Source organism: Brevundimonas sp. EU05-FHT14B11 (genome assembly GCF_058790835.1).
This window is the reverse complement of the sequence record NZ_JBYTCY010000003.1, coordinates 88598-101502: the sequence shown is the minus strand read 5'-3', so window position 1 is coordinate 101502 and position 12905 is coordinate 88598. Positions and strand designations below refer to the sequence as shown.

The following is a 12905-nucleotide window of genomic DNA, read 5'->3' as shown; positions in this document are numbered from 1 at the left end:
GATGTTTCCTCGGGCGCTCTGACGGCGCCGTGACCATGACCGTCTCACCGATTCAAGTCGTCGTCAATCCTCACTCGCCGGCTAGTGAACATTGACCTTTCGGTCAGGATCATCAGAGTGCGACCGCCCGGAGCCGGGCGACAGCGGCGATGTCCGGAACAGTCGGGGAGACCAGCATGACCATCGATCTCAAGGGCCGGGTGGCCATCGTCACGGGCGCCGGCGGCGGCCTGGGCCGCAGCCACGCCATCGCCCTGGCCCGCCACGGCGCCAGGGTGGTGGTCAACGATCTGTCGGCCGCCGCGTGCGACGCGGTCGCCGCCGAGATCACGGCCGCGGGCGGCGAGGCCGTTCCCTGGACGTGCAGCGTCACCGACCGCGAGGGCGTCTTCGCCATGGTCGCGGGCGTGGTCGAGCGCTGGGGCCGGATCGATATCCTGGTCAACAACGCCGGCATCCTGCGCGACCGCACGTTCGCCAACATGGATCTGGACGATTTCGCCCTGGTGGTGGACGTGCACCTGATGGGATCGGTCAACCTGACCAAGGCCGCCTGGCCGCACATGCGCGACAGGGGCTACGGGCGGGTGATCTTCACCACCTCGTCGTCGGGCCTGTACGGAAACTTCGGCCAGGCCAACTACGGCGCGGCCAAGATGGCGCTGGTCGGGCTGATGCAGACCCTGGCGCTGGAAGGCCGCAAGTTCGACATCCGCGTCAACTGCCTGGCCCCCAGCGCGGCGACGCGGATGACCGAGGGCCTCTATTCCGACGATGACCTCAAGGGCCTCTCGACCGACCTGGTCAGCCCGGGCGTGGTCGCCCTGGCCGCCGAGAGCGCGCCGACCCGCACCATCCTGCTGGCGGGGGCGGGGGCCTTCGAGCAGGCGCACATCACGATGACGCGGGGCGTCCATGTCGGCGACGCCCCCGACGCCGCCGAGCAGATTCAGGCGCAGTGGGCTCGCATCGCCGACCGGACCGAGGAACAGGTCCCCGAATCCGGCGCCGCCCAGTACACCCACGAGATCGGCCATCCTGATCGTGCGGTGGTCGGCGCGCTCGATGCGGCCTGACATCCGGGAACCTTGGTACGCCCGCGATGAATTCTGGGATTCCTGGGCGTAGGCGTTAACGGCGCCTTAATATAAAGGCCAAGCTTCGCCGTCATTTTTGCCGGTGAAGCTTGACCCGTCGCGCTCGCGGCGGACCCGGGGGAAGTCAGAGATGTTCGGTATTGTGAAGTCGGTCTTCGGCCGCGCGGGCGTCTACGCGCGCGCGCTGCTGACGGTGGTCGTGGCCTTGGTGGCGCTGGCCGCGCCGTCGGCCGCGTTCGCCCTTTCGGCCGGGTGCAGTGCGATCAATGCCTTGGGTGGAACCTTCACCGTCGATGGCGCGGGCAACGGCACCGACAAGTTCACCGACTTCGCGAGCCAGCCGCTCGCGAACGGTGAGGTCGTGACCTATTCCTGGTCGGGAAACACCAAGGGCGCTTACGTCTACATCCTGTACAGCCAGAACAGCGGCTTCCAATTCGCCCCTGAATCCGTCGAGGATTCGACCGCGGTCAGCGGGTCGGGATCCTTCACCTTCTCGAACATCGCTGCCGGTGACTTCTTCGAAGTCGGCGTGAACGACGACACGATCTACAATACGGGGTCCAATCCCGCGGCGCGTAACAGCACCGTCAACATCACGCTCAGTTGCTCGGCGCCGACCCCGCCCAGCCTGTCGATCAACGATGTGTCCGAGAGCGAAGGCGATACCGGGACCAAGACCTTCACCTTCACCGCCTTCCTGTCGGCCGCCAGTGCGAGCACGGTCACCGTCAACTATGCCACCGCGAACGGCACGGCGACCGCCGGCAGCGATTACACCGCGGTCAGCGGCGTCCTGACGTTCGCACCTGGCGAAACGATGAAAACCATCGCGGTCCTGGCCAACGGCGACGCCCTGGCGGAGCCGAACGAAACCTTTTTCGTGAACCTCAGCGGCGCGACGAATGCGACGATCTCGGACGCTCAAGGCATCGGCGCAATCGTCAATGACGACGTGGCGACCCCTCCGACGGTCAGCGCGGTCTTCAACGCGTCTCCCATCAACCTGGGCAGCAGCCGTCAGCTGCAGATCACGATCACCAACCCGACCGCCTCCCCGATGACCGGGGTCTCTCTCGCGGCCGCCGCCTTGCCGGTGAACGTCAACGGCTCCACCCCGGCGACCAACTGCCCCAGCGCGACGGCCAGTTACAACTCCGGGACCAAGGAATTCAGCCTGTCCGGCGGAACGCTCGCCGCCGGCGCCAGCTGTCTGTCCACCCTGACCGTGACGCCGACCGCGACGGGCAGCTACACCTATACGACCGGCGTGGTCTCGGCGACGGGAGCCACCGGAGGCACGGCGACCACCGGCGCCCTGGTCGTCAATTCCCCTCCGACTGTGACGTCGATCAGCCCGACCGCCGGCCCGACCGGCGGCGGCACGACGGTGACGCTCACCGGCGCCAACTTCACCGGGGTGACCGCGGTCACGTTCGGCGCCACGGCGGCCACCGGTTTCACTTTCAACAGCGCGACCTCGATCACCGCCACGGCTCCGGCCGGCGCGGCGGGCACGGTCGATGTCCGTGTCACCACGGGCGCCGGGACCAGCGCGACCAGCGCCGCCGACCAGTTCACCTATGTCACCGCGCCGACTGTGACCTCGGTCTCGCCGACGGCCGGTCCGACCGGCGGCGGGACCACCGTGACCATCACCGGTACGGGCTTCGCGGCCGCGGCCGGCACGGGCGCGGTGAAGTTTGGCGCGACCAATGCGACTTACACCATCAACAGCAACACCCAGATCACTGCCACGTCGCCGGCCAACTCGGCGGGGACTTACGACATCACCGTCACCACCCTGGGCGGAACCAGCGCCACCTCGGCCGCTGACCAGTACACCTATGTCGCTGCGCCGACCGTGACCTCGATCTCGCCGACGGCGGGACCGACCGGCGGCGGCACGACGGTGACGATCTTCGGGACGAATCTCTCCACGGCCACCGCCGTCACCTTCGGGGCCACGGCGGCCACCGGCTTCACGGTCAACAGCGCGACCTCGATCACCGCCACGGCTCCGGCCGGAGCGGCGGGCACGGTGGACGTCCGCGTCACCACCGTGGGCGGGACCAGCGCGACCAACGCCGCAGACCAGTTCACCTATGTTGGAGCGCCGACCGTGACCTCGATCTCGCCGACGGCGGGACCGAGCGGGGGCGGGACGACGGTGACGATCACCGGCACACGCTTCTCCGGCGCCACCGCCGTCACCTTCGGGGCCACGGCCGCGACCGGCTTCACGGTCAACAGCGCCACCCAGATCACGGCCACCGCTCCGGCGGGAACCGGCACGGTCGACGTCCGCGTCACCACCCTGGGCGGGACCAGCGCGACCAGCGCCGCTGACCAGTTCACCTATGTCCCCGCGCCGACGGTGACCTCGATCTCGCCCACGGCGGGACCGGCCACGGGCGGGACGTCGGTGACGATCACCGGGACCAACTTCACCGGGGTGACAGCGGTCACCTTCGGCGCCACCTCGGCGACCGGCTTTACGTTCAACAGCGCCACCTCGATCACCGCCACGGCTCCGGCCGGCGCGGCGGGCACGGTCGACGTCCGCGTCACCACCGGCGGCGGAACCAGCGCGACCAGCGCCGCCGACCAGTTCACCTATATCGGAGCGCCGACGGTGACCGCGATCTCGCCGACGGCGGGACCGGCCGCGGGCGGGACCTCGGTGATCATCACGGGAACCCGCTTCACCGGGGCCACCGCCGTCACCTTCGGGGCCACGGCGGCGACCGGCTTCACGGTCGACAGCGCCACCCAGATCACCGCCACGGCTCCAGCCGGCGCGGCGGGGACGATCGATATCCGCGTCACCACGGCGGGTGGGACCAGCGCGACCTCGGCGGCCGACCGGTATATCTATGTCGCGGCGCCGACGGTGACGGCGATCTCGCCGGCGGCGGGCCCGATCTCGGGCGGGACGACGGTGGTCATCACCGGCACGCGTTTCGCGGCGGCGGCCGGAACCGGCGCCGTGAAGTTCGGCGCGACCGACGCCACCTACACCATCAACAGCAACACCCAGATCACCGCCACGGCCCCGGCCAACTCGGCGGGGACCTACGACGTCACCGTCACCACCACGGGCGGGACCAGCGCCACCTCGGCCGCTGACCAGTACACCTATGCCGCGGCGCCGACCGTGACCGACCCCGGCGCCGTCGTGGTCGCCTTCAACACCGCCACGCCGATCGACCTGTCGGGCTCCATCTCGGGCAGCCATTCGACCATCGCGGTCGCGTCGGGTCCGTCTCACGGCTCGACCAGCATCTCGGGCGACGTGGTCACCTACACGCCTGACACCAACTATGCGGGCGCCGACAGCTTCACCTTCACGGCGACAGGCCCAGGCGGAACCTCGGCCACGGCCACGGTCAGCCTGACGGTCAGCCTCGGCGACCAGACCATCACCTTCAATGCGCTGGGGAACGCCTCGCTCTCGGCCTCGCCCCTGACCCTGGCGGCGACGGCGAGCTCGGGCCTGTCGGTGAGCTTCTTCTCGGACACCACCGCGGTCTGCACCGTGTCGGGAACCAGCCTGACCCTGCTGCAGACGGGGACCTGCACGATCCGGGCGGAACAGCCCGGCGACACGACCTGGGCCGCCGCGCCTTCGGTCTCGCGCAGCTTCACGGTCACTCCGGCCCATCTGGTCATCACGGCCGCCCCGGCCTCCGGCCTCGTCGTCGGTCAGAACTATAGCCAGGCCAACACCGTCAGCGGCGGCGTCGCGCCCTACACCTACGCGCTCGCGGCCGGCGCCTTTGTGCCCGGTACGATGCTGAACACCTCGACCGGCGTGGTCTCGGGCACGCCGACCGTGGCGGGTTCGTTCAGCTACATCGTCCGCGTCACCGACAGCCAGGGGACGCCGGTCACCGCCGACACCGGCGTGACCACGGTCACCATCGCCAGAGGCTCGCAGACCCTGGCCTTCACCTCGACGGCGCCGTCCGCCGTGGTGGCCGGTCCGGCCTATGCGGTCACGGCGACGGCGAACTCGGGCCTGACCGTCAACCTCAGCCTCGACGGAACCAGCACGGGCTGCGCGCTCTCGGGCGGGTCGGTGACCTTCACCAGCCCCGGAACCTGCGTCATCAACGCCAACCAGCCCGGCGACAGCAACTGGAACGCCGCGGCCCAGGTCCAGCAGAGCTTCGCCGTCATCGCCAACCCGCCCATCGCCGACGACGCGCCGGGCTGGCTGGTGGCCTACAACAGCACCGGCGCGCCCCTGGACCTGTCGGTCTGGATCAGCGGCGGCGCCCACACCTCGATCGCGGTGGTCACGCCTCCGGCGCACGGCACGACCTCGATCGCCGGTGATGTGGTCACCTACACCCCGACCGCCGGCTATTTCGGCATCGACAGCTTCACCTATACGGCCACCGGCCCGGGCGGGACCTCGAACGTCGCCCTCGTCCATCTGACGGTGGAGACTCCCGCCGCTCCGGCCGTGACGAACCGCAGCGGTGTCGCCGTCGCCTACAACGGCGCCGGTACGGCGATCGACCTCTCCACCTCGATCACCGGCGTGCACGCCTCCATCGCGATCGACACGCCGCCGGCCCACGGCACGGTCACGGTCGCCGGCGACGTGGTCACCTACGCGCCCGCCGCCAACTACTACGGCGCTGACAGCTTCACCTACACGGCCACCGGCCCCGGCGGAACCTCGGCTCCTGCGACCGTCAGCCTGACGGTGGCCAATCCGCCGGCTCCGACGGTTTCGGGCCGTAGCGGCGTCGCCGTCGGCTACAACAGCACCGGCGCGGCGATCGACCTGTCGAGCGCGGTCAGCGGCGTGCACGGCTCCATCGCCGTCGCGACCCCGCCCGCCCACGGCGCGGTCACGATCGCGGGCGACGTGGCCACCTACGTCCCGGCCGCGAGCTACTTTGGTCCGGACAGCTTCACCTATACGGCGACGGGTCCCGGCGGGACCTCGGCTCCGGCCACGGTGTCGCTGACGGTGGCGACCCCGCCGCCGCCGGTCGTCGCGCCGCCGACCACCCCGGTGGTGGTGCCGACGCCGCCCGCCGGCAACGGTCCGCCGCAACCGGTCACCGTCAATCTGGGCAGCCAGAGCAACGGCGTCATCGACGGCTACCGCATCACCGCGACCAGCCAGCACGGCACGGCGTCCATCACCACCGTCGGCGCGCCCCTGGCCCAGACGGCGGGCGCCGACGGTCCGCAAGCCGCGCCCGGCGACTACCAGCTGGTCTACACCCCGGCGGCCAACTTCATGGGCACGGACACCGTGACCGTGGTGGCCTTCGGACCGGGCGGCGACTCCGCGCCGGCGACCTTCACCTTCCAGGTCGCGGGCAAGGCGCCGAACCTGCAAGGGGCGACGCCGTCGAACAGCACCATCGCCTTCACCCCGACCGCCGGCCTAGTGGGCGGTCCGTTCCAGGCGCTGCGCATCACCCGCGCTCCGGCCTTCGGCGTGGCGACGGTCAACGGGCTCACGATCGTCTTCAACCCGGGCGCCGCCAACGGCGGCTCCACCTCGCTGGACTATGTCATCGACCTGCCGTTCGGCGCGTCGGCGGCGGGCCGGATCGACCTGGTCTCCAACCTGGTCCCCGGCGCCCAGGCGCTGACGGCGACGACCGTCCAGGGCCGTCCGGTCACCACCCGGATCAGCGCCGTCCCCGGCGGCCCGTTCAGCGGCGCGGCCGTGGTTTCGATCTCGCCGACGACGGCGGGAACCGCGACCATCACGGGCTCCGGCGCGAACTGGGACCTGACCTTCACCCCGGCCGGGACTTTCTCGGGCGTGGCGACGGTCAGCTTCACCCTGACCAACGCCGCGGGCACGACGGCCAGCACCCTGGCGGTGACGGTCGAGGCGCGCCCCGATCCGTCGCAGGACGCCGAGGTCAGGGGGGTGGCCACCGGTCAGGTGACCTCCGCCCGCCGCTTCGCCGACGCCCAGATCAGCAACTTCCAGCGCCGCCTGCAGGACCTGCATGACGGGGACAACGGATCGTCCAACGGCGTCAGCCTGAGCCTCGGCTTCGGCGCCCAGAACGACGCCGACAACGATCCCCGCGCGGCCCTGCGCCGTCAGCTGGGCGCGCGCGAAACGATCGATCCGGATACGATCGGCCACGACCGCGACCGCGACATGCTCGGCCTCGACCTGTGGGCCGGGCGTCAGGCCGGACCGGCCGCGGTCAGCTCGACCACGGACCGGCTCAGCGCCGCGCCGCCGTCGTCCGAACCCGGCCGTCGCTCGTCGGTCGGCTTCTGGACCGCCGGTTCGGTGGACTGGGGTCGCCAGGACGCGCAGGGCCAGCGCGACTACCGCTTCACCACCCAGGGCGTCACTGCCGGCCTCGACGTGCGTGTCTCCGATCAGCTGATCGTGGGCGGCGGCCTGGGCTATGGCGAGGACAAGACCAAGATCGGCGACCAGGGCTCGGTCTCCAACGGCAGCGGCCTGACCGCGGCGCTGTACGCCAGCTGGCGTCCGGCCGAGGCCTTCTACATCGACGGCGTCATCGGCTGGTCGAACCTGGACTTCGACTCGCGCCGCTGGGCGGCCGGGCTCGGCGGCCAGCCGGACGCCTACGCCGAAGGCGAACGGTCGGGGGACACCCGCTTCGTGTCGGCCGCCTTCGGCCGCATTCTGCGCGGCGACGGTCAGACCCGTGAGATCTACGCCCGCGTCGATGCGCGCTCGATCTCGCTGGACGGCTTCACCGAGACGGGTGCGGGGCTGGCGTCCCTGGCCTGGGACGCGGTGGACCAGGACAGCCTGTCGGCCAACCTGGGCGCGGCGTGGCGCTGGACGATCGACAACCGCCGCTTCGGCCAGCTGCGGCCGTCGGCGCGGGTCGAGTGGTCGCACGAGTTCGAGGACATCGGCGACCAGGGCGTGCGCTACGCCGACTGGGCCGCCAGCCCGACCTACCTGGTCCCGCTGGACGCCTGGTCGCGCGACAGCCTGCGGCTCGACCTGGGCGCTGACTGGTCGGTCAACGACCGGCTGGTGCTGGGGGTCGGCTACCGCGGCGCCTTCGGCGATGCGAGCTCGAGCCACGGCGGTGAGATCCGCGTCAAGTTCGACTGGTAGGGAGATGGGACCGTTTCGGCGGTTCCTGATCCACTCGAACGCGGAGGGCCGCCCCGGCGACGGGGCGGCCCTTCTGCTGCGCAGGGCGCGCGGGGCGTCGCCAGGACCTCAGCCGCATCGGGCGAGATGGCCATCACGGGCGACGGGTCCGTCCGGCTTGAGAACGTGGGAATGATGCGTTCCCGGTTGACGGGGCGAGCCTCGGCGACGGGGTCTCAACCCCCGACGATCAGCATCGACGGAACATTGGACGACTGTTTGATCGCCGGGTTCCGCGTGAGCGCCGGCGCCTTTGAGGAGACCGCTGAAAGGCTGGGGAGTTGCTACGGGGTGGTGATGGTCCACGGCTCGCGCGATGCGTTGGCGAAGATTTTCAAGAGGAAACTGGACGGCGGGCAACGCCCGCCGAAATGGCTGATCGACAAGCGAATGGTCTATCTCGCCGGCACAAAGTGGAGCCTGCTTGGGGCGGGTGAGGAGGAGTTGACCGATATCGCAAGATCGGGCGACGCCTCCGCGATCCGGAAATGGCTGGGGCGAAGACTCGAAGCGATGGATACGGCCGAATAGCGCTGTTGGTCGCGCTGGTATTGCACAGGTCCGTCTCGGCGTAGCTCCTGGTTTGCGCACCAAAACCAGTGTCTGCATCTGGCGCAAAGCCGAAGTTCGGAATGTCGGATGTCTGCCTGAAGGGCGCCCGAAGCATAGAGCAGTTGAAAGCGCCTGTTCGCCGGCCCCGGCAGTCAAAACGATCAAGGCGTACGCAAACGCCTCATTTTGGGATTCCTGGCCATGGCGGCAGGCGCCCGCCCATGCAAGATGGCTAGGGGAAACGGCGTGCTGACTGATCAACTGTGCGAAAGACTGCTGGAACGCAGTGACCGGCCGTTAATCACGGTTTGCGGTGGCCGCACGGGTCAGCGGGACCGCGTCCTGACCGGACGTCAGCTGCACGAACGGGCCCTGGCGCGCGGTGCGGCTCTGGCGTCGATCCGTAAACCTGACGACGGCCCGCTGGCGCTGATCATGCCGTGCGGCGTCGAGTTTGTCGTCACCCTGGTCGGGGCCCTCTACGCGGGTTTCACGATCACCGCCGTGGCCGCCCCCCGTCCGGGTGTTCAGACCCTGCGGTTCAATCAGATCATCCGCGACTGCACGCCGGCCGCGATCCTGTGTTCCGACGGGCTTACCGGCAAAATAGAGGCGGCGCTGACGTCCGGCGGGATAGCGGGCCTTTCCGTCATCGACGTTGAAGCGCTCGAGGCGGTCGAGGCGCCTCTGATGGCGCCGGTCCAGAGCGGCGACGGGACGCGCCCGGTCATCCTCCAGTACACGTCCGGCTCGACGCGGGCGCCGAAGGCGGTGGCGCTCTCGGGCGCGAACATTGTCGCCAACGCCCAACTGGCGAACGGCACCTGGGGCCTGGACGAGGATGGGGTCGTCCTCAGCTGGCTGCCGCATTTCCATGACCTGGGGCTGATGGGCGGCATCTTCTATCCGATCCTCGCCGGAGGGCGGACCGTGTTGCTGGACCCGCTGCAGATGATCCAGCGGCCGGAGCGCTGGCTGCGCCTGATCAGCGAGCACCGGGCGACCTTCAGCGGCGGCCCCGCCTTCGCCTTCTCGCATTGCCTGCAGAACGTCACTGACGAACAATGCGAAGGGCTGGATCTGTCCCGCTGGCGCAGCGCCTTCTGCGGCGCGGAGCCGGTCCCGGCGTCGCTACTGGCTGCTTTCCGCGAGCGTTTCGGCCTATGGGGTCTGAACCCGAGCGCCGTGTTCGGCTGCTACGGTCTGGCCGAGTTCACCCTGATGGTGGCCGGCGGAAATCCGGACCTTCTCGACGACCGGCCCGCCCCCCCGCCCGGATGTGGCGATATCGAGCCCTGCCGGGTCTCGCCCGAGATGGACGGTGATCTTCGTCTCGTCGATCCGGAGACCTTGAGGATCGCGGCGCCGGGCGAGCCCGGCGAAATCTGGGTCCGGGGGGCTTCGGTCGCGCGGGGCTACCGCAACGCGCCGGCGGAAACGGCGGCGTCGTTCAGCGTCGCGATCGCCGGTGACGGCGCCGGGGGAGACTGGCTCAGGACGGGCGATGTCGGCGTCCGCCAAGGCCACTGGCTGTACGTCACCGGACGTCTGAAGGACCTGCTGTTCTCCAACGGACGCAAAATCCCCGCGACGGATGTGGAATGGCTGGCGGGAGAACAGGATCAGGCGCTCAATCCCATGGCGGCCGCGGCGCTGATGCCGGACGACCTCGCCACGGGAAAGGCGGTGCTGCTGATCGAGCTCAGGCGCCGGGAGCGGGTCGCGGACGAAGTCGTCACCTGCGGCTTGATCCGGCGGGCCGTGGCGGGCGCCTGGGGGATCGAGCTGACGGATATCCACATCCTGCCCAGCGGAGCCCTGCCGCGCACCAGCAGCGGCAAGGTTCAGCGCCGCCTGCTGGCGAACGCTTGGCGAGACGGGCGGATTGAGGATGCGCTTCAGTGACCGCCACGCCTCTTCGGGACAGGACGCTCGGGTCTTCAGGGCCTCGTCCGGACCGCGCCCGCTTCGTCGTCGACACGGCGGAGGAGGCGACGGAGGTCTTCCGCGACCGGGCATGGGGCGTGACCGCGGTCCTGCCCTATCTGGCGAAGCTTCAAGCCGCGACCGGCGAGGACCTGTCCCTGCTGGCCGACGCCGCGCGCGCGTCGCTGATCTACCAGACCGACGCCGATCACCTCATGACCCGCCGGGCGCTTGCGGCCTTCCTCAGCCCGGCCGGGGTGGACGGTTGGGCGCCGGTGATCGACGGCCACATCCGGGCGGCTCTCGACCGGTTGGCGACGCAGCCGGCGCCGGATCTCGTGCGCGATTTCTCGGACCCGGTCTTCATCGCCTGCATGCGCGATGTGTTCGGACTGGCCATCCCGGATGACGCGGCCTTCCTGCGCGCCGTCTACCAGGCGCGGGTGTTCACCGAACCCCTGCTGCGCCTGCGCGACCTACTGGCGGTCCAGGACGGCTACCGGCATCTGATCGCCGCGGCTTCTGTCCCGACCGCGCTGTCTGGTGATCCCGGGACGCCGGCGCCGCTAGTCATGGCTCTGGCGCGGGGCAAGCTGCCCGCCGGGGTGGACGACGCCACCCTGATCGCGTCCATCACGGTGGCCGCCCATACGGCGGCGGAATCGCTGGCCTTCGCCCTGTGGGGCCTGCTCAGGGACGGCGCACCGACCTGGGGCGAGGTGTCGCGCGAGGGCTGGGCCGAGGCGCATCTGGACGCTGTCATCCGCGACTATCCCTCGACCTTGAGGCTGTACCGCGTCGCCCGAACCGGGACGCTGCTGAACGGCCGGCCGGTGCAACCGGGCGATCTGGCGGCGCTGGACATCCCCGCGGCCAACCGGTCGCTTTGCCCGCACGCGGCGGGGGAGGGCGGCCGGGCGTCGCTGTCGTTCGGCGACGGAGTGCACAAATGTCCCGGGGCGGCTCTGGCCCGGCTGATGCTGAGCCGGGCCTTGCCGTTGATGGCCGCGCGCTTCCCGGACCTCCGTCTGGATGAGGCGGGCGTGCGGATCGAGCGGACCCACATGGTGCAGGCGCCGACGGCCCTGCCGTGCCGCCTGACGCCGCCGCTCCAGAAGCGCGCCGCCCGGCTGTGGGAGATTACCGAGCCCCGAACCGCCCGCGCCGTCGCCGTCGACGACGCGCGCTTCAGTCCGCCCGGCATGGAGCCGCACCTGATCGCGCTCCAGGCGGCCAGCGGACGCGACCTGTCGACCGCGATCCGGGTCGCCCGCAATGCGCCTTTCTTCCAGTCCGGCCCGCGCCACGCGCGCATGCGCCTGCTGGGGTTCGAAGCCCTGGGCTCCAACCGTCTCGTCGCCTGGACGCCGCTGATCGACGCGGAGATCGAGCGCGCGGTGCAGGCCCTTGAGGGGCGGACGGACGTCGATCTGGTCGCGGATTTCTGCGAGCCTCTGTTCCGGGCTGTCTGTCAGCCGATCATGGGGCTTCGGCCGCATGATCCCGCTGTCTTCAACGCACTCGCGCCACTCCTTCAGGAGGTGCTGGAGCCGCTGCGATCGCTGCGGGCCATCCTGAAGGTCCAGGCCATGGTCGACACCCTGCTTGGCCAGTTCGACGAAGATCCCACAGGTCCGGCGAGCGACGGACCGACCTCCCTGCTGTCCCATCTGGCCGCCAGCGGCTGGGACGAGATGGACGTGCAGGATCGCAAGGCCTTCGTGCTGGTCCTCTACGGCGCCAGCTTCAACGTCTCCCACACCCTCGCCAACGCGGTGCTGGCTCTCGCCTCGGCGCCCGTCGATCAGCGCGGCGACCCCGCCGATCCGGCCTGGGTGGCGGTGCATCTCGACACCCGGATCGTGCCCGCCGCGGCGTCTCCGCGTTTCATCTACCGGGTTGCGCGGGCGGAAGGGGAGATCGACGGCGTCGCTTTCCAGCCCGGCGACACGATGCAGCTGCGGTTGGCGGACATCAATCGCGACCTCGGCGCGGGCCATCTGGCGTTCGGGCATGGCCTTCACCGCTGCATCGGCGCGGCCCTGTCGCGCCTCCTCATCCGCAAGGCCGTGCCCGCCCTGTTCGCCCGCTATCCCGATCTGCGTTTCACGGGTGGACAGCCCCGCTATGTCGAAAATTCCCAGACGGTCATTCTGGCCGAACTGCATTGCCGTCTCCATTGACCTTCC

At 70.1% G+C, this 12905-nt stretch carries 5 protein-coding genes; all 5 read left to right on the top strand.

Translation table 11 applies throughout. The features are described 5' to 3' along the window. The first annotated feature begins 176 nt into the window (after nucleotides 1–176). The 5 genes from AC3WRV_RS13685 (at nucleotide 177) to AC3WRV_RS13665 (ending at nucleotide 12899) form a co-directional block, all read left to right on the top strand. Entirely contained in the window at nucleotides 177–1076 is a 900-nt protein-coding gene (locus AC3WRV_RS13685) for an SDR family NAD(P)-dependent oxidoreductase (RefSeq protein ID WP_492313686.1), read from the top strand. A gap of 151 nt (nucleotides 1077–1227) precedes the next feature. Next, complete coding sequence (locus AC3WRV_RS13680) at nucleotides 1228–8199, top strand: IPT/TIG domain-containing protein (protein ID WP_492313685.1); 6972 nt, start codon at nucleotides 1228–1230, stop codon at nucleotides 8197–8199. Nucleotides 8200–8325: 126 nt separating this feature from the next. Further along, complete coding sequence (locus tag AC3WRV_RS13675; RefSeq protein WP_492313684.1) at nucleotides 8326–8769, top strand: hypothetical protein; 444 nt, start codon at nucleotides 8326–8328, stop codon at nucleotides 8767–8769. Nucleotides 8770–9036: 267 nt separating this feature from the next. Continuing rightward, a complete protein-coding gene (locus AC3WRV_RS13670; protein WP_492313683.1) occupies nucleotides 9037–10695 on the top strand; it encodes an AMP-binding protein in 1659 nt (552 codons plus the stop codon). Then, complete coding sequence (locus tag AC3WRV_RS13665; protein WP_492313682.1) at nucleotides 10692–12899, top strand: hypothetical protein; 2208 nt, start codon at nucleotides 10692–10694, stop codon at nucleotides 12897–12899. The genes AC3WRV_RS13670 and AC3WRV_RS13665 overlap by 4 nt, the downstream gene beginning before the upstream one ends. Nucleotides 12900–12905 lie beyond the last annotated feature (6 nt).